At 43.4% G+C, this 22,296-nt stretch carries 21 protein-coding genes; 5 read left to right on the top strand and 16 right to left on the bottom strand.

What is annotated here, in order from left to right:
• Positions 1 to 111 precede the first annotated feature (111 nt).
• From Q1B03_RS07900 to Q1B03_RS07885, 4 genes are all read right to left on the bottom strand, one after another.
• Complete coding sequence (locus tag Q1B03_RS07900) at positions 112 to 3,342, bottom strand: BTAD domain-containing putative transcriptional regulator (RefSeq protein WP_299740098.1); 3,231 nt, start codon at positions 3,340 to 3,342, stop codon at positions 112 to 114.
• A 140-nt stretch (positions 3,343 to 3,482) separates the two neighbouring features.
• Positions 3,483 to 4,043, bottom strand: a complete 561-nt coding sequence (lepB, locus tag Q1B03_RS07895; RefSeq protein ID WP_299740096.1) for a signal peptidase I — start codon at positions 4,041 to 4,043, stop codon at positions 3,483 to 3,485.
• A complete protein-coding gene (locus tag Q1B03_RS07890; RefSeq protein WP_299740094.1) occupies positions 4,040 to 4,681 on the bottom strand; it encodes a TVP38/TMEM64 family protein in 642 nt (213 codons plus the stop codon). The genes lepB and Q1B03_RS07890 overlap by 4 nt, the downstream gene beginning before the upstream one ends.
• Positions 4,682 to 5,204: 523 nt before the next feature.
• Complete coding sequence (locus Q1B03_RS07885) at positions 5,205 to 7,172, bottom strand: S9 family peptidase (protein ID WP_299740092.1); 1,968 nt, start codon at positions 7,170 to 7,172, stop codon at positions 5,205 to 5,207.
• A 206-nt stretch (positions 7,173 to 7,378) separates the two neighbouring features.
• On the opposite strand from Q1B03_RS07885, the gene Q1B03_RS07880 reads away from it, so the two are divergent.
• Entirely contained in the window at positions 7,379 to 7,768 is a 390-nt protein-coding gene (locus Q1B03_RS07880) for a hypothetical protein (protein ID WP_299740090.1), read from the top strand.
• 6 nt (positions 7,769 to 7,774) lie between these two features.
• Here Q1B03_RS07880 and Q1B03_RS07875 read toward each other — a convergent pair whose 3' ends face one another.
• Positions 7,775 to 8,344, bottom strand: coding sequence for a competence protein ComK (locus Q1B03_RS07875; protein WP_299740088.1), 570 nt, complete (start codon positions 8,342 to 8,344; stop codon positions 7,775 to 7,777).
• A gap of 197 nt (positions 8,345 to 8,541) precedes the next feature.
• On the opposite strand from Q1B03_RS07875, the gene Q1B03_RS07870 reads away from it, so the two are divergent.
• Both Q1B03_RS07870 and Q1B03_RS07865 read left to right on the top strand, forming a co-directional pair.
• Positions 8,542 to 8,778 (top strand): IDEAL domain-containing protein, encoded by a 237-nt coding sequence (locus Q1B03_RS07870; RefSeq protein WP_299740086.1) that lies wholly within the window; start codon positions 8,542 to 8,544, stop codon positions 8,776 to 8,778.
• 134 nt (positions 8,779 to 8,912) lie between these two features.
• Positions 8,913 to 9,581, top strand: coding sequence for a DUF421 domain-containing protein (locus Q1B03_RS07865; protein ID WP_299740084.1), 669 nt, complete (start codon positions 8,913 to 8,915; stop codon positions 9,579 to 9,581).
• Between the two features lie 170 nt (positions 9,582 to 9,751).
• Here the strand turns inward: Q1B03_RS07865 and Q1B03_RS07860 are convergent, their stop codons facing one another.
• From Q1B03_RS07860 to Q1B03_RS07845, 4 genes are all read right to left on the bottom strand, one after another.
• A complete protein-coding gene (locus tag Q1B03_RS07860) occupies positions 9,752 to 9,988 on the bottom strand; it encodes a hypothetical protein (protein ID WP_299740082.1) in 237 nt (78 codons plus the stop codon).
• A gap of 298 nt (positions 9,989 to 10,286) precedes the next feature.
• Positions 10,287 to 11,558 (bottom strand): M48 family metallopeptidase, encoded by a 1,272-nt coding sequence (locus Q1B03_RS07855; RefSeq protein WP_299740080.1) that lies wholly within the window; start codon positions 11,556 to 11,558, stop codon positions 10,287 to 10,289.
• 130 nt (positions 11,559 to 11,688) lie between these two features.
• Positions 11,689 to 12,000 carry an AzlD domain-containing protein gene (locus Q1B03_RS07850; RefSeq protein WP_299740078.1) on the bottom strand — a complete coding sequence of 104 codons (312 nt, stop codon included), beginning with the start codon at positions 11,998 to 12,000 and terminating at the stop codon, positions 11,689 to 11,691.
• Positions 11,993 to 12,715: an AzlC family ABC transporter permease gene (locus Q1B03_RS07845; protein WP_299740076.1), complete on the bottom strand. Its 723-nt coding sequence runs from the start codon at positions 12,713 to 12,715 to the stop codon at positions 11,993 to 11,995. Before Q1B03_RS07845 ends, Q1B03_RS07850 begins: the two co-directional genes overlap by 8 nt.
• 102 nt (positions 12,716 to 12,817) lie before the next feature.
• On the opposite strand from Q1B03_RS07845, the gene Q1B03_RS07840 reads away from it, so the two are divergent.
• Positions 12,818 to 13,375 carry a helix-turn-helix domain-containing protein gene (locus Q1B03_RS07840; protein WP_299740074.1) on the top strand — a complete coding sequence of 186 codons (558 nt, stop codon included), beginning with the start codon at positions 12,818 to 12,820 and terminating at the stop codon, positions 13,373 to 13,375.
• Positions 13,376 to 13,430: 55 nt separating this feature from the next.
• On the opposite strand, the gene Q1B03_RS07835 is transcribed toward Q1B03_RS07840, so the two are convergent.
• From Q1B03_RS07835 to Q1B03_RS07805, 7 genes are all read right to left on the bottom strand, one after another.
• Positions 13,431 to 14,681, bottom strand: coding sequence for a YeeE/YedE family protein (locus Q1B03_RS07835; protein ID WP_299740072.1), 1,251 nt, complete (start codon positions 14,679 to 14,681; stop codon positions 13,431 to 13,433).
• Positions 14,682 to 14,828: 147 nt separating this feature from the next.
• Complete coding sequence (locus Q1B03_RS07830; RefSeq protein ID WP_299740070.1) at positions 14,829 to 15,734, bottom strand: AEC family transporter; 906 nt, start codon at positions 15,732 to 15,734, stop codon at positions 14,829 to 14,831.
• A 70-nt stretch (positions 15,735 to 15,804) separates the two neighbouring features.
• Entirely contained in the window at positions 15,805 to 17,127 is a 1,323-nt protein-coding gene (locus tag Q1B03_RS07825; protein ID WP_299740068.1) for a 2-hydroxycarboxylate transporter family protein, read from the bottom strand.
• Positions 17,128 to 17,156: 29 nt separating this feature from the next.
• Positions 17,157 to 18,347, bottom strand: coding sequence for an NADP-dependent malic enzyme (locus tag Q1B03_RS07820; RefSeq protein WP_299740066.1), 1,191 nt, complete (start codon positions 18,345 to 18,347; stop codon positions 17,157 to 17,159).
• Between the two features lie 123 nt (positions 18,348 to 18,470).
• Positions 18,471 to 19,178, bottom strand: coding sequence for a response regulator (locus tag Q1B03_RS07815; protein ID WP_299740064.1), 708 nt, complete (start codon positions 19,176 to 19,178; stop codon positions 18,471 to 18,473).
• On the bottom strand, positions 19,171 to 20,772 hold the full coding sequence (gene dcuS / locus Q1B03_RS07810; RefSeq protein WP_299740062.1) for a DcuS/MalK family sensor histidine kinase: 1,602 nt from the start codon (positions 20,770 to 20,772) through the stop codon (positions 19,171 to 19,173). The genes Q1B03_RS07815 and dcuS overlap by 8 nt, the downstream gene beginning before the upstream one ends.
• A gap of 238 nt (positions 20,773 to 21,010) precedes the next feature.
• Positions 21,011 to 21,787 carry an enoyl-CoA hydratase-related protein gene (locus Q1B03_RS07805; RefSeq protein ID WP_299740060.1) on the bottom strand — a complete coding sequence of 259 codons (777 nt, stop codon included), beginning with the start codon at positions 21,785 to 21,787 and terminating at the stop codon, positions 21,011 to 21,013.
• A gap of 151 nt (positions 21,788 to 21,938) precedes the next feature.
• Here Q1B03_RS07805 and Q1B03_RS07800 point away from each other — a divergent pair, with 151 nt between their 5' ends.
• Positions 21,939 to 22,271, top strand: coding sequence for a hypothetical protein (locus Q1B03_RS07800; RefSeq protein ID WP_299740058.1), 333 nt, complete (start codon positions 21,939 to 21,941; stop codon positions 22,269 to 22,271).
• Positions 22,272 to 22,296: the final 25 nt, after the last annotated feature.

Here is a 22,296-nt window from a genome sequence, read left to right as displayed (position 1 = left end):
AGTTCTCATAAAAGCAATTGAGTTCCTGGCTTTCTTCGACCGAATCTCGCAATGTAAATCCATCTCAAAATAAAAAAGGATCAGATCCCCAAAGTGGATCTGACCCTTTCCTTATTCAAATAGCCTTCCTCTTACCTTCGCACCAATGACCATTTCATACATTTGCTGTGTCGCTGTCATGGGATCGACGCCCAGTTCGGATTCGAGGATGTCTTTGCAGCGCTGAAACCACTTAACGGCTTGGGGACGGTTATTCTTTTGATAATAGCCGTACATGAGGATGCGGTAGGCTTCCTCCCAAAGGGGATCATGTTCGATAATCGTCAGGCAGTAATCGATGGCTTCATCGACCCGTTCCATTCTCACTGCGATCTGAGCCCGTTTCTCCAGTCCTCTCAAGTATAGGAGATGAAGTCGCTCCCTTTCCTTCTCGGTCCACCACGCCCCTTTCCGGTCCGGCAAGAACATCCCTTTATAATAGTGGAATCCCCGTTCGAGGAATTGAATGGATTTCTCCACATCGTTTTCTTTTAATCCCTCTGTGATCCAGCTGGTGAATTGATCTGCATCGTATTCGATGTTGGCCATTGGATTCAATCCATACCCTTCCTGATGGCGACCGATAAAGAAAGCTTTTCCCCTTGCTTGACGATTGGGTTCTAATACATTGTTCAGGGCGTTGAGTGCCACCTTGAAGTCACGGTCCGAACCTGTCCCCTCTGGCCACAGTTCTTCAATGATTTCTTCTTTCCGTTTTAATTGGTTCCGTTGAATCAGGAAGTATTGAAATAATTCTTTCGCCTTCTCCCTCTGCCACTGCTTCTCTATGACTTTATGATCGCCTAACCGGATTTCAAAGCGTCCGAGGGTTTGAACTTTGATTGTGTACCCCGGATGGGAGGTGATCGAATCATATCCTGATTTGGTTAAAAGCTGATGACAAAATGAGGCATGAATGCTCTCCTGGTAAGCTTTGACTAATAATGGAATCAGGCTTTGCAGGTCTTTCGGCCCGAATGTAGTCGGCTTGAAAAAGATAAACTCATATTCTCCCATTTGGACTTCATTTAAGCAGGAGGTCATATTTTCAACGAATCTATCGTGATCACCTGTTTTGTAGGCAATTGCGCTTTTCCACAAATCTGTCACCATTTTGCCGTAACGGTCTCCGCACGATTGAAAATGACTGCTCGCCCGTTCAAAGCTTTTCCTTGCCTCTTCAAATTCTTCTTTGTAAAAGTCCGTTATCCCGACGCTCAGAAGTATGAGTGAATATAGCCACATATCTTCTACCTTTTCCGTTTCATGCAAAGCCTCTTCGGCTAATTCCTTTGCACTCTGGAAATCTCCTGATCTGGCATAAAGAATCGACAGTCCCATATATGGTTCTGCTTTTCCCCTTGAAACATTGATCTGACTCATTAATTCTAACGATGTTTCATAGCAGCTTTTTGCAAGCTCTGTGTCGTAATCACTGATGAGCTGAACGGCATGACCCATGCGAATCCAACCGCATGCTTCCACAAAAGGAGACTTCCCTTTGATTCCCTGACTGATCCCCTGCTGAGCTAATGATTTGGCTTCGCTGCCATTCCCCATGAACGATTGAATAAGCGACAGAAGCAATTCTTTTTCCCGATGGGATTGTGGAAGCCGGTCTTCTCCTTCTTTGTAGAGAAGAACCTGTTTTGCTTCTTGAAGCTTCCCTGTTCGGAGAAGCATCCTTGCCTCAAGGTTGCCTTCTTCCTTCATGAAACCGCTCTTCTTTCCTTTGTCATACCAGATTTTCGCCTGAATTGCCTTTCCAGAGTTCACCAAATTCTCTGCTATCAGAACATATAAATGATTTTTTTCGAAAAGGTATTCTTGATCTTCAACCTCTAAACATTCAATGGCTTTGAGTAAAAACCGCTGTGCTTTTCCCGGCTGAATCGTGTCTAAATAGATTCTGCCGATTCCTTCATATGCTTTGCTCAGCATGAGCGCGTCACTCTTTTCCTCTGCCAGTTGAATTCCATGGGTATAGGCTTTTTCTGCTTTTTCGTAGAATGACCGATAACGAAAGAACTCACCTTGATAAAACCAAAGAGGATAATATTGATCCTTTAAGGAGTCTGGAACCTCCCCCAAGTAGTCACCAAGTGTTTCGAGCTGTCCACTTTTCATCATCGCATCCGCTTCACGAACAAGAATAGCGGACACCGCCTCAATGTTTTCCATTTTCATATAATGATGAATCGCTTTTTCCCACTTCCCGTTCTGTTCATAGAATCGAGCACATTTCAGCTGTAATTCCTTATAGAGCCCTATGCTTTCTTCTTTAAATTTCCGTTCTAAAAAAGTTTGGAAAAGGGCGTGAAGTCGATAATGATGTGATCCTTTCATTTCTTGAATAAGGGCATTTTTCTCTGACAGCTGGTTTAACATTTGCCCGGATCCCGGCAGTTCAAAGATGGCTTCGCATGTACGTCCATTTATTTCATCGAGAATCGAGATTTGCTTCAAGAACTGCTGCACGATCGGTGTTTGCTTAGAAAACACCTCATGTGCCAAATAATGAAAGAGCTCTTCAAGGGAGGAATGCTGCTTTTCCACCATGAGAATATCAGGATTCTCTTGAAGCTGCGAATGAATCATACTGACAGCAATGACCCAGCCTTCGGTTAATTCACAAATCGCATCAAGCTGGGATTCGGGAATGACCGTTTCATGAAAGTCCGTTAGAAGTACTTCCACCTCTTCTTTCGTGAGGCACAAATCATTTTCTGTTATCTCTAATAATTGTCGGGATATTTTCAGCTGGATAAATGTGGCCCATGAAGGCTTGGTTCGTGTAGATAGAAAGAAATGAATGTGACCCGGTAAGTGCTCAATGACCTTCTCCATCCATTGATTTATAAGGAAGGAATGGTCCACTAAATGATAGTCGTCGACGATAATGGTGAATGTGTGGGGGATTTTCATGCATTCGTTAATAAACAATGCACTTAATCTGTAGATATCATCATCCTTCATATATTGCCCCATGGACAGAATGGTTTCCCTCAACTCTTCTCCAAAATGAGGGATTTGCTTCTGGATGCTATACACAATATTTGTGACAAACGGAACCAGTCCGTCATCGGTTTGCGTAATCGAGTACCAGCAATGGTTCGGCTTTACATCTTGAAGAAACTGACTGATCGCAGTACTCTTTCCGTAGCCTGCCCCCGAATGAACGATCACCAATTTATAATCTGTAACCGTTCTCATTTTTTTCATTAAGCTTGGCCGCCTAATATATGAATCCTTGACAACAGGCGGCACAAATTTGGTTTCAATGATTGGAATTTCTGTTGTCACACAACCACCCTCAAAACGAACGAATTTTCTTACTATTCTATCATATTTATATTGGGCGATGGAGGACAACTAGTACTTAAGTGGAGAATCTTTTACAAAAAAAAGAATACTGCTCAAGTATTGAACAGCATTCAGGATCGTTAGTTTCTAAATTGTACATCCCATTCGTTGATAGGCCAGTAACGAAGATCCACCTTCCCGACGATCTGTTCACGGTCTATGAACCCGAAGTAGCGACTATCCATGCTTCCCCGGCGGTTATCTCCAAGAACAAATACTTTTCCTTTGGGAACCGTTTGCTCATCTGTGATTTCTTCCAGAGTAAAGTCACCCGTCAGCTTATTTCCGATATACTCTTGCTTGAATTTCTCTAAATAAGGTTCAGGATAGTACTCTCCGTTAATATATAGCTTATCGTCCTTATAAACGACCTTATCACCGGGCAGTCCGATGATGCGTTTCACATAATCCTCATTTTCATTTGCATGAAAGACGACAACATCAAAGCGATCCAAGTCTCCAATATGATAACCGATTTTGTTCACAACAAGCTTATTTCCATCCTGTAGTGTCGGCATCATCGATTCACCTTCGACTACATAGTTGGAGAAGAGAAAGGTTCGAATGATGATAAAGATGATCAGTCCAATCCCTAAGGCTTTAATCCATTCGAGTCCTTCTCTTTTTACCTCTTCTCTCAATTTGATTCCTCCTGCTTTTTCCGTTCAATTCGTTGGTCTATTTCCATTTTCTTATTCAGATGTATCTCAATTCGTTTCCCTACAAACCATAGCACAAAGATAATGGCTGCAACGATCACAGTACGTATTGGCTGTCTTACTAATGATATGATATCATATCCGATAAAACTTATGGTAAAAATCATCACCATTTTCCCTGTTACCACCGCGAGCATATATTGAGCGATGCTGATCGACGACAAACCCGCCACTACATTCACCACGGCAGACGGCGTAAAAGGAAAGCATAAGAGAATGAACAACGGGCCAAACCCATGCTTGTCTACCCATTTCGTCAATCGTTTCACTTGGCGGTTCTTTCTCAGGAAACGAAAAAATCGGGTCTCCCCATACCTTCTTACCAACAAGAATACAATAAGAGCTCCAAGAGTAGCCCCGATCCACGAAAACAGAAACCCCCACCATAACCCGAATGCATTGGCATTCGCCGTCACAAACACAACCAGTGGCAGGAACGGAAGAAATGCTTCCAGCAGCGGCAGCAGGATCCCTGGAATGGGTCCAAACGAACGATACTGCTGAATCAGGTCCATCATATTTTCAAGTGTAAACCATTCTTTTATCGACTTTATATCCATATTATATGTTTCCCCTTAAACGACCATGAACAAATAAACTCATTTCGTTATATCGTTACTTATATTTTCATCATATCACACCAAATCAGGATTTCCATATTGTTATCTCTCGGGTCGTTTTATTAATATAACTTTGCCTAATGAGGGGGGATGTAAACGTTTTGGGGTGGGTTATTTTTTGGGGTGCGTTCTGGAATAGGTTTTGGATTAGGATTCGTTCGTTGGTTCGTCTTTCGTTCGCAAAATTTGTCGGATTTTGTACATTACCAGATATATTGAATCTTTAGCAGATAAAAGTGTTTTTGAGGATGTTAAAATCGGGGAACGGTAGATAAATTCCTTCTCCAAACAATCCAGTCAAGGATTCCTCAACTCCGTCCGGTTGATATTATCGACTTCGCCCCATTTATTATCGACTTTCACAATAGTGCTCCACACTCGTCAAATTTCATTTTTTTATTCTTCATTCCCCATTTCCCCTAAAAAAACAGCCATCCCCATCCAGGAATGACAGCTCTCTCCTCTATAAATGCTCCCCAAACCAACCCACAATCTCTTGTAATCTTGCTTCCCTCAAGGAAGGTTTTCCATTCCGTGACAAATTGTGATTGGATTCCGGGAAACGCACGAATCTTACATCTTTTTTCTCTCGCTTTAATGCGATGAATAACTGTTCCGCCTGCTCGATTGGACAACGGTAGTCCTTTTCGCTGTGAAGTATTAATAGGGGGGTGTTCATATTCTTCACATAAGCAAGGGGTGAATGCTTCCAAAGGGTTTCGATGTCGCCGAGGTCGCTTTGGATTTGCCACTCCGAGAAGTAGTAGCCGATATCGCTCACTCCGTAAAAACTGATCCAATTGCTGATGGAGCGCTGGGTGGCCGCCGCTTTAAACTTGTCGCTATGACCGATGATCCAGTTGGTCATGAACCCTCCATAGCTTCCACCGGTCACACCTAAGCGGGTTTCATCAATAAACGAAAATTCCTCAAGGGCATACTCGACTGCTGCCATGATATCTTCGTAATCCCCGCCGCCGTAATCGCCTCTTACGGCATCCACGAACTCTTGCCCGTAGCCATGGCTTCCTCTTGGATTCACATATAAAACAGCATATCCTTTACTTGCCAGTACTTGGAATTCGTGAAAGAACGTGTTCCCATACATGGTGTGGGGGCCTCCGTGGATTTCGACGATTAGTGGATATTTCTTTCCTTCCTCATAGTCGACTGGCTTCATGATCCAGCCTTGTACCTGCCAGCCTTTCGCACCATTGTACATAAAGGCTTGAGGAGAGGATATTTCACGATCCGCCAGGCCCCCGTTCAGGTTGGTCACTTTCTTCAGGTCTCCGGTAGGAACATGAAGAGTATACAATTCACCAGGTTCTGTCGGTTTACTCATGGCAACGAGCATTACTTGGCGATCAGAATCGAAGTCGAATCCATATATATGCTGCTGCTCCTGCAGCAATGCAGGGTAGATGGCTCCTTCAATGTGAGCGTAGTAAAGGACCGTGTTTCCTGAATCAGACGCCAGGAAATAGAAACTTTCATTGTCCTTTGACCACAGGATTCCTGCTTGAGATGAGCCTTGGATACTGTCAGTATTGAGATAATCTCCTACAGGTACATCCATGCTTTCTGTCAGGCAAACGGAGTGACCGGTTTCAAGGTGATGCAACCACACCTTATTGTGTGTCGCATTCTCATATTCACGTCCATGTCCTAAATAGGAGAGACGCTTTCCATCGGGAGACCAGCTTGCTTCTCCGTAGTACCCCGATTCTCCATTAATCTTCTTATATTCGCTCGTTTCAAGATGATAAATAAATAAATCAGACTGGAAGGAGAAATCTTTGTCTTCTGTTCTGTCCACTGAAAACGCAATGTGCTTACCATCGGGGGACCAGGAGTGAAGAGTGTAATCATGGACATCATCCGTGATTCTTCTCATTTCCTTCGACACCACCCCCACCATTACTATCTGCGAGTGGCAGTTGTCATCGAAACCTCGGTCATCACTTTTATATTTCATGCTTGTCGCAACAAATGGCTTTAATTTCTCTTCTTCGCCATCCTTCTTTTCAAACGTCTCCCCTTTTTCCAATCGCATCGAGAAAGCGATCTTTTCACCACAAGGAGACCATACAGGATTCGAAACGCCTTTTTGATAATCCGTCAGCTGCTCTGCTTCCCCTCCATCACGATGAATGACATAAAGCTGATTCACGCCGGAACGATTTGAGACAAAGGCAATCGTCCCCCCATCAGGTGACCATCTCGGAGATGAAATCTTTTGTTCTCCGAAAGTCCATTGGCGAGTGGTCTTATCTTGCAGACGAATGCTATGTAAGGTTGAGAAATATTCATTTTTTTCTTCACACATGATGGTTTGGACAAATACGGCTTCTTCTCCGCTTGGAGACAATCTTGGATCGGATACGGCCTTTATTTCGTAGAGGTCCTGGATTTCAATTCCTTTATTCATGTTCTGATACCATCCTTTCTTCTGTTCCCCATATGATTTCGACGTCAGAAATACTTTTCCCTTTATGGATAAAAACTCGAACTGCCCTTCATAATAGAAACAAATTCAAATTCTACAACTTTCCCTATTGAAAGTAAATCGAATTCCACGTAAAATGAAAATACGAACATTCGTTCTATATCAAAAATGAAAAGGAGTCTTTTCATATGACAAGGATCCCGGAGAATGACAGGAATATATTAGAACAGGCGATTTATTTACCGATGGTGCTGACCATATTGAATCGTGATCTGCAAATCGTGGATAGCAGTCCTTTTAAATTAAAACGACCGTATCTGGAATTGGTCGAGGAGACGATGAAGGTCATCCAAGGAGAACTCGCTCATGTAAAAAAGTACATGAGGACCAATAAGATGAAGGTTGAGCGAATTCAATCAGACGATGCTTTTACGATGTATATGTTTCTTTATAAGGGTTATGAAGAACACCATAACTACTTTAATCCGCGCCTTCGCAACCGGGTGGAGGATCTAATGAGACATTATTTGTATCGCCGTTTCCTGGAAACGAAAACAGACACAACAAAAGAAGCGTGATTGATCTCACGCATCAGCTTTTTTGATAGTTGGATTGAGATAAAACGTTTTTATATTACTCGCTTCAGTGTGAACCTTCGTATTATATTTACTTTCCATTTCTGCCACCCGCTGTGTATATGCAATACGCAAATCAGAGGTGCGAAGCATTTGATTTTCAAAGGAACTATATGAAATCGGAACCGTGCAGGACTCATTGTTTTGAAGATATACCTTCGTTGATCCATTTGTCGATCGTTCATACCCACGAACATGGGAGTGGGAAACCCAGGCACATTCTTGCTTGACAGGAGATGATGTTGGAAAAAGATAAATGGACATCTGAGGATTCACCATGATGGGAGCTTTGTAGATAATACCCGTAAGTCTCTTGGTGCCTTCTTTTCTTCCTTCATAGGAGGAACCAAAGAATTCACAGCTCTTCTTCAAAATATCAAACGGTTTAAATGGGGAGACTAGCACGTCATCTACCTCTATGATCTTGGTAAATGTCCTGGCACCGTACTCAATAGGCTGCAGGATCATCGTATGGGGATTCACTTCATATTCTTCTATAATTCGAGATTTTTCTCTCATTTCATCGCCTCCATTTACATTTTTCACCAAAATAATACCACAAATTCCGAGGGTTGTCTCCTATATTTTTAAAAATTCTGAAATTTACTGCACGCCACCCGTTTATGAGTAAAAAATTATCAGAATATTTAATTTTTTAGTTGAATTTTTACTACTTACCCCATATACTAATAAAAAGAATTCAGGGGTGACCGTATATGGAAAACAAAAAGTCCTATACCGAAATGATGAAAGCTTCTGCGATGACCCGGAAGAAAGCCGCTGAGAGAAGTGTAATGGAGATCTATATTGACATGGTGTTGCATGAAAGCATTCTGACAACCCGTAAGACAAAACTCCTGACAGACATTGACGCCGCCCTGGATAAGAAAAATAAACCTTTGTTCATGAAATTAACAAAAGAATTAAACGAACTGAACCTAAGCTACGGATGATAAATAATAGCTGACTCTCCACAGAGTCAGCTATTCCTTTTTTAATGGACGGGCCATTGGACCCCCTCCATTTCATGAATTACTTCAATTTAAATAGTACATCCTAAAGCTAACCTATACACTTTGGAGCGAATATGATGATCCTGCTAATAAAAGTACTTGTCCTCTACTTAATTACCATTGCCGCTATGCGACTGATGGGAAAATCCACAATTGTACAAATGACCCCTTATGATCTTGTGGCGATTATCATTGTCGGGACCATTGCCTCTGAGCCCTTAATCTCTACAGAATTCTGGCCGACGATTGCATCTCTCGTCATTTTAGTAGGACTGCATGTTCTGTTTTCATTCATGACCTTAAGTCAATGGGGAAACCGTTTCTTTCTTGGAGAACCTACCTTGCTGATTAAAAATGGTGAAATTCTAGAGGACAACCTTGAGAAATCTAAGATATCGCTGATTCAGTTGACGTCCATTCTACGCTCACAAGGTTACCCGAAGATTTCAGACGTGGACTACGCCATGCTCGAGCCGATAGGTGAAGTAAGCATCATTCCAAAGGTGGAAAACACCCCTGTTACCGTCCAGCATCTCGGCCTTAAAATCGATGACGAGGGATTGCCGATTTCAGTGATTGTGGATGGTAAAATCCAAACGCGGAACCTGGTGCTCCTTGGGAAATCGCAAGAATGGCTGGAAGCTCAACTAACGAACTCCGGACTTCATTACAAAGATGTAATTTTCGCTTATATGACAGAGAAAGCGAAGAACCTGATTATCAGTAAAAGAGAAAAAGCCTAGTCTTTTTAAGAACCAGGCTTTTTTCATTATTCCTTTATTAAAAATAAACGTATGGTCGGGTCTCCTCAAAGTGACGGACCGTTTCACTTGATACATTTCACCTATTCTATTTGTAAAAGACGGACTGGCGGCTTCTTCCTCATCATATTGAAATTCCATTCAAGGAAGATCTAATGTAGTAAATTCCCATAAGTTTTAATCGTAAAGTATAATGCTACGGCGGTATAAACAAAAGCCGTCCAGAAAGAAATGGAATGATAAAACCTCTTCTTTTTTTCTTTGATCAAATGCTGCCCCTTTTTGTAAAAATATCCATCTCCGTTTACGTAGATGATGATCAGGGTAACTAATATCCCAATGATCAAAGACCACTCCATCATCGGGCGGCCAGTTTCAAGATAACTCAAAAAAGGTAAACCGATTAACGCTAAAACGGTAAACATAAAACGAATAAATAATATCCAAGCTTTTGATACTTGATTTTCCCCGCCCCCCTGCCAGTTTTAATAAACTGAAAAACCCAACTATACAATTCCTTATTTTACCATATTTACGAGGATTGTGCACTGAAATTTGGAATTTCAGGAATAGGATTTAGAAATAGACACAATAAAAAAACGACTCGCTTCCTACCACAAGTCGTCCTTCATGTCATGCACACTCTTTCAATTTATAGAGGGAGAACCTATCCTCAGTATTACCCCTTTACTCTGTATCTTTCTCTGTTTCATACTCTTCAAGCATCGTCAGTCGTTCAAGCATCGTCGGATGGCCGTAACGGAAAATCTTCACAAGTAAAGGCGGATTGACCTGAGATAATCCCACCTTGGATAACTTTTGGAAAGATGAAATGGCGGCTTCTTTGTCGCTCGTCATTTCTATTGCATATCGGTCAGCCCTCGTTTCCTGGTAGCGGGAGATCCAGTTACTAAGGGGACTGACAGTGAACAGCAGCATGGACGTAATCATCAAGAACAGAGGTAATGAGCTCAAGTTCGACACGTTCGATACTTTCATGTCCTCTTTATGATTGGCGACGATCCCTCTCATCAGCTTGGCCGTCAGGAATAATCCAAAAAAGGATAGGATCAGGTATATCGCAATGCCTATATAGATATGCTTCTCCACATAGTGAGCCATTTCATGAGCCATTACAAACAGAATTTCCTCGTCTGTTAATTTTTCAAGTGTCGTATCCCAGAGGACAATCCGGGAATTGGATCCTACACCGGTAACATAGGCGTTCAGGGAGTTCGTCTTCTCCGACATATCGACTTCAAACACGTGGTCTGCAGGGATTTTCGCCTTGTCTGCAAGAGTCAGGATTTGCTCTTCTAACGCTTTATCTTTCAGTGGATAGAAGTCATTGTATAACGGATCGATCAATACAGGCTGCACGAACATCATGAAAACCGTAAATGGTACAGACAATGCCCAGGCTGCCAGCCACCAGCGCTGTTTGAATCGTTTCATCAAACCATATAACACAGAAACAATGATGAACATAAGCAGGTAATTCACCCAGAAATCCGTGACCTCATCCTTCATCCACATGGCAAAGGTTTGGGTGGAAATATTGTAGCTCTTCGAAATTTTATAGGAAATATACTGAAGAGGAAAAATCGCTACAAAAGAAGCAATCGATAACCAGAATAAATAAATGGCCGTTTGCAGGAAACCATTTTTCACTGTGCCCCTCGCCCACTTCTCAAACATACGCGAGACCCCGAGGATCAGGATCAGGAAATAAAACAACCATTCATAAGGAGTGGATAAGAAAAACAGGAGATTCTTGATTTTAGAAAAATCCTCACTCAGCATAATTTCTTTATCATTCATAAAGGTGGCTGGATCAGCACTGCTTCCGTTGTACATGTCAGGCAAAGTAGAATCCGCCAAGAAAAATAAATACACATATAGAAACAAGCCTAATAGCAAATAAGCCAGGATTGAACGAAGTGCCCATTTTTTAGCCAACATATTTCCTCCCTTCAATGTCTTCATTACTATATGTAATACCCTGTCCAAAGATTTAGAACCTAAACACATTACGGCAGAAATCGCGAAATCCCCCTCCAATTAAAAAAGCCGCGACCCGAATCGCGGCTTACATCAAGAACACCGAATACAAAGACAGTACTGAAATCGCCCCAATCACCACAAGGATGACGTTGGCACCAAGAAAGGCGATGACAAATGCGGCTGCCGTCCCGACGGCTCCAAACATAAGATTCCCCTCTTGAATCAAAAGGATGCTCGGAAAAATTAAAGCGCCTAATACGGCGAAGGGAACATTCTTTAATACCCCTTGAAGAAATGGAGGCAGCTCTTTCCCTTTAAATACGAGGAAAGGAAGCATTCTGGGAATATACGTGACAATCGCCATACCGATGATCATCAACACAATCGCGCTATTCATTCGCTCTCTCTCCTCCCTTCATTATGACAACCAATTCCACAATCACGGCTGATACGAGGGTAGCAAGTACAATCGACCATCCGTTTGAAAGGTTGGTCGTGAAAAGCAGGATGCTATTCAACGCACCGGCCACTACAGCTAAAAACGTGACCTTGACACTTTTTTTCATGGAAGGAACGAGGAGTCCCACAAACATGGCATAAAGAGCGATCGTCATACTCGCTTGTAGAAACTCGGGAAGGATTTCCCCAATGAAGTAGCCTACACCAGAGTTCACGACCCAGCTCCCGTATGAAATGAGCATCACCCCGACGGCAAAACCCGTTCTTACTTTGCCATCTTTGACGCTGATGACCGTGAAGGTTTCATCCGTAATCCCAAACGCATAAAAAAGCTTTTTAAACAAACGGTCTTCCTCGAGCTTTTCACTTAAAGAAGCCGACATCAGGAAGTGACGGATGTTTACGATAAACGTTGTAAGAATAATTTCAATGATACCAGTACCAACCGCTATCAGACTCAGTGATATGTATTGAGCAGCCCCTGCAAACACGAGCATGCTCATCAGTACCGTTTCCGTGACCGTGAGGCCGGTTGTCCGTGCCAACAACCCAAAGGTTAACGCAACAGGCATATATCCGATGGCAATGCTGAGTCCTCCCTGCAGGCCCAGACGAAAATCACTCACTTTTTTCGTAGAAAGCAGTGCCTCCATCCTCTCACATCCTTTATAATAGAAGTAATTTACTATTTTAATTTTTTGATAATTTATTATATTATACATATAGACGCTATAGTATACAAGAGGAGTTTTAGCATGGAAAATTTCCCGATTCAAATTGGTGATAATATACGGAAGATCCGCAGGGAGCGCGGCTTCAGCCTTGAGCAGATGGCAGAGCGCACCGGTGTAAGCAAGGCGATGATCGGTCAAATTGAACGAGGTGATTCGAATCCGACGGTCGCGATTCTATGGAAGATCGCCAATGGCTTGAAGGTATCCTTCTCTTCACTGATTGAAAAGCCAAGCAATCAAATATCCATCATTCATTATCAAGACGTTCAACCTGTTCTTGAAGATAACGGCAATTACATCGTGTATCCCATCTTCCCCTTCGATCCCCTGAAAAAATGGGAAAGCTACCGGGTTGAAATGAAACCGGGCTGCTTGTATCGGAATGAAGGCCATACGAAGGGGGTAGAGGAATATATCACGGTGCTGTCGGGGAAGATTGCCCTTAAAATTGGCGAAGAAACCTATGAGCTGACAGAAGGAAGTTCGATTCGTTTTGCCGCTGACTCAGGGCATGAATATGTAAATGATTCAGGAGAAACAGCTGTGTGCCAGATGGTTATTTATTATGGCGGTGAATAATCCCAAAAAAGTCCTGCATGTGAAACTACATGCAGGACTTTTTCAAACTATCCAGCTAGCAAAATGTATCCTTCGGTTTCGGCACCGACAATCCGAATAGCGGACGAAGATATAGTGCCAGGAACGTACCGCCAAGGGCAAGGATCCCCCAAATATAACCGTGAAGACTGAAGGAAGCAATCCCTCCGAAATAAGCACCAATGTTACATCCGAATGCCAAACGTGCACCGTATCCCATCAGCAGTCCACCAATGACGGACGCCATGGCATTTTTCCCGGTGATTTTATTAAAACGGAACAGGCCTCCTGCAGCAGATGCAAGAAATGCTCCAAGGATGACACCGAAGTTTAATACCGTTGTGGAATCAGCCAAGATCGATGCTTGAAGAGCTTCAGCATTGGCTCCTGTCCAGTAGCCCCAGCCTGCTACGTCGACCCCGAACATTCCGGCAACCTTTGATCCCCATAGAGCAAAGGCAGAAGTGATTCCCCAAGGATTCCCCCGTGTCATGAGAGTAAGAGCATTTAACACAGCCAATACAATCGCTGCTGCCAAAAGGGGCCAGGATCCACGTAAAATCCGTTTCCATCCCTTTGATGTTGGAAGTGTCGCCATGCGGGGCGGTTTTTTCTTCTTCTCCACCCGCAGTGTAATCCACGCAATGAATCCAAAGAATAAAATCGAAACGACCCACGCCCCGAAATAACCTAATCCGGTAGAAGTTGCTAATGAAATAGGTTTGAAGGACGGCAATTCCTCTGTCCAAAATGGAAGATGATAGGCTCCGACTGTGGCACCGACAATAAAGAATAGCAATGTGATAAACATAACCGAGCGGCCGCCGCCGATTGCGTAAAGGGTACCTGAAGCACAGCCTCCTCCAAGCTGCATCCCAATCCCAAACAGGAAGGCACCTACCAGTAAACTTACCCCAACAGGTGATACATAACCTGCCGCTTCACCCCCAAAGAATGTGTACCCTGTCGCAAGGATCGGAGCAAATAACGTTACGGCAACGGCAAGCATCACCATATGTGCCCGCAGTGCCTGCCCGTTCCCTACAGACATCACTCTTCGGAAAGCAGAAGTGAATCCGAATCTTGCATGAAATAATGTATATCCTAACAACAGCCCCAGCAACAGTAACACGGTTTGGGCAATTTCTTGTGTAAAGAGTAAATATAGACTAAGAATCACTGTAACGATTAAACCGCCGGCCACTAAAGAGGTCTGTGGCGGGTTCAATTCGGTACTCGCTTTCTCTGGACCCTTTTGTTCATTAATCGGTTGCACATAGCCAGCCATGCATATTCCTCCTTAATCTGATTGAATTAGTTGGAATTTATTTTACAATAGTAATAGATTCGAGAACAGTTGTCAAAAAGAGAGACTTCTACTTCCTTTCTTCTATTTAAAAAAAAGCTGCTTGATACATCTCAAGCATCTTCGCTTCTATAAGGATACAAGAGCCAACATAATCGGAATCGTCACAATGCTCATAAGTGTAGTGACAAGGGTACTTGTCGACACTAAATCAGGTTCTGTATTGAACTGCAATGAAAACATCGTCGTATTCGCAGCAGTTGGCATGCTTGCCAAAATAATGAGGATCGATCCCAGCATAGTAGAAATAGGAAGGAACGAAACGACGACCAGAGCTATGATGGGTGAAGCTACCATTCGCATGATCACAATAAAGGAAAGGGCGCCTCTTTCCACCTTCTTCCCTCCCAATGTCGCTAATTGCATTCCTAACACCACCATAATCGTAGGAATCGTTGCCTGGGAAATCAGATCAATGGTCTGACTCATAAACACCGGCACATCAAGATGAAACAATTGAAAACCCAGCCCAAGAAAAGCACCATGCAGAATCGGCATCTTGACGATCTTCATCCAGATTTCGCTCGTTTCCCTCTTTTTATCACTGCCACTGACAGCATAATAGAGGCCGATTGTATTCATCAGAAATGACTGGATCACCATCATTATGACCGCATAGCGAAAACCGAGCTCACCGAAAGCGAATAGGATGATCGGTACTCCATAGTTGCCGCTGTTCATGAATACCCCGGATAAAATCATGGCCGATACTTTCGGTTTAGAATAGTTTTTAAACCTCGCCACTATTTTAATAGAAACAATCAGGATCACACAAAGCGCGATACAAAAAAGAAAAATATAAAGATAATCCATATTCAGTTCATTCTCGTAAAATGTCTTGAATGCCAGAAATGGATACATTAAGTAAATGGCCATCTTCGAAATCGAATTGATCTCGAAACCAAGTTTCTTTTGGCCGATATATCCAACAGCAAAGACCAGTAATGCAGGCAGTACAATCAATATTACGTCCATTTACGTCACCACAATCTATTAATATGAAAGATAGGCTTGACTACTAGAGTCAAGCCTAAGTGTACCATATTTACAACAGCGGGATAATTAATCCGGCTAACAGCAGGATCAATGCGCCGCCTAATCGGGAAGAGATTTGAGCGAAAGGCATAAGCTCCATTCGTTTCGATGCTGACAACACAGCAACATCTCCCGTTCCCCCCATATTCGCCATGCATAGTCCCGCGGTGATCGCAGCTTCAATCGGGTAAAAGCCAACGACTTTCCCAAGGATAGCCGCACCGAGGATCGCTCCTAAAACGACTCCGAATACGGTCAAGATATATTGCATCGTCAACGCAGCAAGAACGGTATCTAAGTCTGTGTACGCGACACCGATCCCAAATAATAAAGCGAACGTCCAGTTGCTGGCTACAAATTGATACCACTGACTGGCTCCCTCTACGACATTTTGAGGGATCATGTTAGAAATCTTCGCTGCAGCCACAAGAATGATCATGATGGCATATGGATGAAGGGGAAGAAAGGATCCCAGCAATGTCCCCACCGTGAAGAATGTCAGGGCAGCGAGTAAGCCCACTCCCATCTTTTCAATATTATACTTCTGCTTTGTCTTCTCATAAGTAAAACCTTTCATAAGCTGACCGTTTCCACTTAGGGAAGGTACTTTTTTTCCGATAATATCAAGAACCGATGCTAAAATAATTGCAAATACATTCCCTAATGCCAGTGCTGGCACGAGCATGGAGATATAATAGCTTGGATCATTCCCCATCATTTCAGAATAGATTTGACTCATGGGAACAGCTCCAGCTCCCATTCCGCCACCCATGATCGGCATCGTAATGACGAGGATGGCTTCTTGAAGGGTAAATCCGACAAGAGATCCAAAGATTCCTGCTACTATCACGGCTCCGGCTACCGCTCCGAAAATCGGTAGGAAATAGCGCAGACCCACTTTAACTAAAACCTTTGAATTCATTCCTAAAATACTTCCCGTAATTAATGCAGCAATATAGAAATTCAAAAAACCGCCTGATTTCATAAAGTCAGTCATGGACGTGACGGTGGCTTCCGGAAGTAAACCTGCGTAAACCATAAAAGCAGATCCAAAGATCGCAATGATGGCACCTCCGCCAAGGAATGTTTTCACAATCGGCGTACGGTCTCCTAACCATCCGAATAATTCCCCAAGAACCATCATGACGAGAAGACTACCGATCATTCCCCCTGGAAGGTTCCCCGTATACAAGCTGGCCAACGTAATTCCCGTAAAGATCAGGAACCAAAGGATCGGCATATTGAAAATCTGAAGCGATCGATCTTTCGTAAGCGTCACATTCTCTTTTGTTTTCTCCTTCTTATATGAAAGTGTTGATGCTGCTTGTCCCATCTTGATCATCCCCTTTGTCATTATAAAAATTACGAAACTGAACTGTTTGCTTTGCTTTCCTTACATGCAATCTTTCGCACGGACTCCCCGACTTTTTCTGCCACACGGGAATCAAGCGCGTTCGGAATAATATATTGAGGGTTCAATTCAGAAGAGCTGATCACATCGGCTATGGCATAGGAAGCGGCCACTTTCATTTCCATTGTGATATCCTTTGCTTTCGCATCCAGCGCTCCTCTGAATATCCCAGGGAAAGCGAGAAGATTATTGACCTGGTTCGGATAATCCGATCTTCCCGTCCCTACTACCGCTGCGCCTGCTTCCAATGCTTCTTCCGGATAAATTTCAGGAATCGGATTGGCCATGGCAAACACAATCGGCTGCTCATTCATCGTTTTAATATACTCTTTCTTGAGGGCTCCAGGCCCGGATACACCGATAAATACATCGGCTCCTTTTATCGCATCCGATAATTCACCCCGCACCCCCAGCAGGTTCGTGCGTGTAGAAATTTTCGCCTGGGTAGCATTCATCCATTTCTCCCCCTTGCACAGTACACCTTCTAAACTTACGAGAGTAATATTTTCATAACCTGCGAATAAAAGGAGTTCGGCAATCGCGATTCCAGCTGCCCCCGCCCCATTGATGACAATTTTCACTTTCTTATATGATTTGTTTACGACCTTCAGCGCATTGACTAACGCGCCTAGGACGACTATGGCCGTACCATGCTGATCATCATGGAAAACGGGAATATCCAACTCTTTTTTTAACCGGTTTTCAATTTCAAAGCAGCGCGGCGCTGAAATATCCTCCAGATTGATCCCTCCAAAAGAAGGAGACAAGGCTTTAATAATCGTGACGATTTCATCTACATCCTTCGTATCCAAACTAAGGGGGAAGGCATCTATACCGGCGAACTTCTTAAACAACATGCTTTTCCCTTCCATGACCGGGATCGCGGCTTCCGGACCGATATCACCAAGACCCAATACAGCTGTACCGTCTGTGACGATGGCCACCATGTTTCCTTTCGATGTCAGCGTATTGGCCTGCCTGGGATCCTCGGCTATCGTCTTACATACATCGGCGACACCCGGTGTATAGACAAGACTAAGATCTTCTTCAGATGAAATATCAATCTTACTCACCACTTCAATTTTCCCTGCATGAGATTCATGTATGGATAATGCTTCTTCCTTTAAATTCTTTCGAGTCATCCAATCGCTCCTAACGTAATCGCTTACAATGTATACCCATCATATGAAAACGCTTTACCTTTTCATAGATTATGAAACTATTGTTTGACTTTTAAAATTAAAAAAAGCAGCCGGATAGGCTGCTTACAAATAGCTTTGAATGCGTGAGCTATTCAGTTTGTTCCTTGTATATTGATAGACCGGCCTTCCGACACCATAGATCAGGGTCTCATCAACCACGCCGATACTTTTTAAAAACCTGAGGTACTTTCTGATCGACACCCGTGAAATGGACGTCACGTCTGCAATATCATCTGTTGAAAACGACTCTTCCTCGAAACTCACAATCTCGTCGTAGATAGACGATAATGTACTGCTCGTCAATCCTTTAGGGAGGGGTGCCTTCTCCCCGGCTTGCACATCCCTAAGTAAAAGTAAATCGAGTTCACTTTGATCGATGGTAGATTGCTTTTGAAGCATCCGATTACTCTCCCGATAAGTCGTCAATGCTTTTTTAAACCGTTCAAATTCAAAAGGCTTGATCAAATAATCCACTACCCCCATGCGAAGTGCGCTCTGGATATTATCGACTTCTGATGCGGCTGTGATGAGGATGACATCTGTCTCCCGCTGTTCCTTCCGTATTTGCTCTAACAAATCCATCCCGGTTTGTTTCCCAGGCATATAAACATCCAATAAAACCAGATCAATCTTATACTCACTTACTTTCGCCGAGGCATCTTCAATCGAATTAGAGATTCCTATTAAATGAAACCCTTTGATCTCTTCCAGATACTTTTGATTAAACCGTGCCACCATCGGATCATCTTCCACGATCAATACATTAATCAATCTTCTTCCCCTCCTTATATGAAGCTTGAACAATCATCGTCGTTCCCGAGCCTACCTTTGATTCGACGTGCAGGGTTCCATTCAATTTACGGAGACTTTCTTTCACTAAGAAGAGACCGTATCCTCTTCCTTCCCCTTTAGCAGAGTATCCTTTGATGAAGATATCCTCTGCTATTTCATCCGCCATTCCTTCTCCTGTATCCGTCACGACCATTTCAAATTGCTCGTCCTCATAGAATAGCTCCATCAGCACTTCCTTTTCATCACTATTTGTCGTTGCTTCAACACTATTATCCAATAGGTTTCCAATCACGGTAATCAGTTCATGTGTTACAGTAGGATCTTTGGGTTCCGGGATAAAGTCGTGGCATTCAATGGTCAATGCAACGTTCTTTTCCCTCGCATAGCTCAGTTTCCCCATGATAAAACCAGCCAAAGCAGGATCTTTCACTTTCGACGTCACCGTGCTCACTTCATCGACCCGTAGGGAAACAAGTTCTTTCACGTAGCGATTTAAATGATTGTAATCCTTCATCTTCACCAATCCCAGAATCACATGCATCTTATTCATAAATTCATGGGACTGGGCCCGGAGCGTTTCCGCATACGATTTGACACCCGTTAACTGCTCAGCCAATTGATTCACTTCCGTTTTATCACGGAAGGTGGATATCGCCCCGACTACTTCATCATTGACGATTAACGGAACACGGTTTACCAGGATAGATACCCCATTGATCGTTTGCTCCTCGTCAAGCTCAGGTTTCCCCGTAGCGATGACTCTTTCCAACCGGGTGTGTGGCATGTATTCTTTGATGGGCATTCCAATCGGATCCGAGCTTAGTCCCGCTTTATTAAATATTTTCAGGGCAGACTTATTCACTAATGAGATGGTCGTATCTTTATTGACAGCCACCACCCCCTCATGAACCGACTGGAGCATCGTATTTCGCTCTTCCAATATTTTCGCAATCGTAATCGGCTCCAACCCAAACAACATATTCTTTATGTACCTGGCTATAATAATGGCCCCAATGACTCCAACAATAATCCCGATCATAGATCCCACTAAAATATTCCAATGACTCTGGTCCAATGCTTCCTCCACGCTACCCAGGGAAATCCCTACTGCGACAGCCCCTATCTGTTGATTTTCATTATTAAAGACAGGAGAAAATGCCCTGACGGATTTGCCCAAAGTCCCTTCTGAAATAGACAATGTTTCCTTCCCTTGGAGTACATCTTTCTCATCCCCGCCGACAAAATGCTTGCCGATACGATCAGGATCAGGGTGAGACTTACGTATCCCTTCCATATCCATGACCACTACAAACAGAACCTCTGCTGATTTCTGGATATCAAGGGTGTACTCCTGAATCCGATCTGCATTCCCTTCCCCCTCTAAACCGCTCTTCACAATCGTGGAATGAGCGACCGTCCGGGAAACGATTTTCGCCTTTTCTTCAATATTAGACTCAATGTTGTCATTAATCGTCCTGGAAATAAGCAAGTCGGTTATTACAAGTGATACCAGGACAACGATGCATACGAAGAGAATGATGATGGTACTTAGTTTAAGCTGTTTCTTTTTCACAGGAGTCACTCCAGTGTTTTTTAGTATGATTCTTTATTTTACATGATTTTTGGTGTTTAAAAAGGGCCATGTGAAAAAGAGGCTCCAAAGTTGGAACCTCTTGATTAAATGAAGATTTTCATTTGTTTGTAATACCGTTTTTTCAAGTTGCGTACTATGTTTTGCTTTCTGGTTTTACCCTTCAAGCACCGAAAACAAAAAGAACCCCCAAAAAAGAGTTCTTTTCAGCCACCCTGTATCACTTCCCCTTAAACTCCGGCTTCCGCTTCTGACTAAACGCCAACAAAGCCTCCACCCGGTCTTCCGTAGGAATGGTAATCTCATATGCTTTTCTCTCAATCTGTAATCCGGTCTGCAGGTCTACATTCATACCATTCTTTACGGCAAACTTAGCTTGCTGCAGGGCAATCGGGCCATTAGCCAGCATGGGTTCCACGAATGCATGGACTTCACCCAAGAAGTTCTCTTTTTCTACTACTCTTGTGACCAGTCCGATGTCCAATGCTTCTTCTGACGTTAATCGTTTAGCCGTCAGAATTAGTTCCAGCGCTTTTGATTCCCCTACTAATCGTGGCAGACGCTGGGTTCCCCCTGCTCCCGGGATGATGGCCAGGCTCGTTTCGGTCAGTCCCATTGTCGTGCCTGCTACTGCGATTCTGAAGTCACAGGCGAGGGCAAGTTCCATTCCTCCGCCGAATGCGTAGCCATTCATAGCGGCGATGGTCGGTTGTGGGAGGGTAGCGACGGATTGAAAGACTTCGCCTATTTTGTAGACGTTGCGGATGACTTGCTGTTCAGTCAGAGTCTTGCGCTCTTTTAAATCGGCTCCAACCGAGAAGGCTTTTTCTCCACTTCCTGTGAAGATGACGACTCTGACGTCCGGGTTGATGCGGAGTGCTTCGACTACCTGCTGGAGTTCGTTCAGCGTATCGTAATTAAAGGCGTTCATTGCCTCAGATCGGTTGATGGTTACAGTGGCGACATTGCCCTTTTGTTCTAGTAAGATTGATTCCATGTTTGTTCTCCCCTTTTTTTAACTGATTCCTCCCTATGTATGATTCGACACAAACCGAGAAAACCCTTTCATTTTTTAACGAGGTTGAACATATCTTGGTTGGGTGCATAGACTAAATGTGACATATACCCATAAAGGAGCTGTATTTCTTTTGTATAATCCTTCAAATCAAAACCCTTACCTTCAGCATCAACAGGTGAATCCCTATTCAAACCAATATGCAAACGATATTGCCTGGCTGCACCACTACTACCGTGAAACCCAAAGCCTTCCCGATCAATGGGTTGAGTATATTCAACCACTTGTAACCCGAGCCCTGTCTGAAGTGGAAGAAGGCATCAACCTTACCCACCTCTTCCAGGAGTTCATCCTGTCAGGTGTACTGGTCGGGCAGGGATTCACACCCGAGCAGGCGATCGAACAGGTTGAAACGTGGGAAAAAGGTGAATCGAAGCTCTTACAGGCTAGTAAGGCGATGAAATAACGTAAAAAAGATGCTCAGTGATCCA

The sequence above is a fragment of the uncultured Rossellomorea sp. genome (genome assembly GCF_947488365.1).
Taxonomy (GTDB): domain Bacteria; phylum Bacillota; class Bacilli; order Bacillales; family Bacillaceae_B; genus Rossellomorea.
Note: the sequence above shows the minus strand (reverse complement) of the source record. Positions and strands in the feature narration are given on the sequence as shown.

What these genes read in the sequence shown, in the direction of transcription:
- Q1B03_RS07890 (WP_299740094.1), bottom strand. Translation starts at nt 4,681, where the DNA reads ATGGATATAAAGTCGATAAAAGAATGGTTTACACTTGAAAATATGATG.
- Q1B03_RS07885 (WP_299740092.1), bottom strand. Translation starts at nt 7,172, where the DNA reads ATGAATAAAGGAATTGAAATCCAGGACCTCTACGAAATAAAGGCCGTA.
- Q1B03_RS07880 (WP_299740090.1), top strand. Translation starts at nt 7,379, where the DNA reads ATGACAAGGATCCCGGAGAATGACAGGAATATATTAGAACAGGCGATT.
- Q1B03_RS07875 (WP_299740088.1), bottom strand. Translation starts at nt 8,344, where the DNA reads ATGAGAGAAAAATCTCGAATTATAGAAGAATATGAAGTGAATCCCCAT.
- Q1B03_RS07870 (WP_299740086.1), top strand. Translation starts at nt 8,542, where the DNA reads ATGGAAAACAAAAAGTCCTATACCGAAATGATGAAAGCTTCTGCGATG.
- Q1B03_RS07865 (WP_299740084.1), top strand. Translation starts at nt 8,913, where the DNA reads ATGATGATCCTGCTAATAAAAGTACTTGTCCTCTACTTAATTACCATT.
- Q1B03_RS07850 (WP_299740078.1), bottom strand. Translation starts at nt 12,000, where the DNA reads ATGAATAGCGCGATTGTGTTGATGATCATCGGTATGGCGATTGTCACG.
- Q1B03_RS07845 (WP_299740076.1), bottom strand. Translation starts at nt 12,715, where the DNA reads ATGGAGGCACTGCTTTCTACGAAAAAAGTGAGTGATTTTCGTCTGGGC.
- Q1B03_RS07840 (WP_299740074.1), top strand. Translation starts at nt 12,818, where the DNA reads ATGGAAAATTTCCCGATTCAAATTGGTGATAATATACGGAAGATCCGC.
- Q1B03_RS07835 (WP_299740072.1), bottom strand. Translation starts at nt 14,681, where the DNA reads ATGGCTGGCTATGTGCAACCGATTAATGAACAAAAGGGTCCAGAGAAA.
- Q1B03_RS07830 (WP_299740070.1), bottom strand. Translation starts at nt 15,734, where the DNA reads ATGGACGTAATATTGATTGTACTGCCTGCATTACTGGTCTTTGCTGTT.
- Q1B03_RS07825 (WP_299740068.1), bottom strand. Translation starts at nt 17,127, where the DNA reads ATGGGACAAGCAGCATCAACACTTTCATATAAGAAGGAGAAAACAAAA.
- Q1B03_RS07820 (WP_299740066.1), bottom strand. Translation starts at nt 18,347, where the DNA reads ATGACTCGAAAGAATTTAAAGGAAGAAGCATTATCCATACATGAATCT.
- Q1B03_RS07805 (WP_299740060.1), bottom strand. Translation starts at nt 21,787, where the DNA reads ATGGAATCAATCTTACTAGAACAAAAGGGCAATGTCGCCACTGTAACC.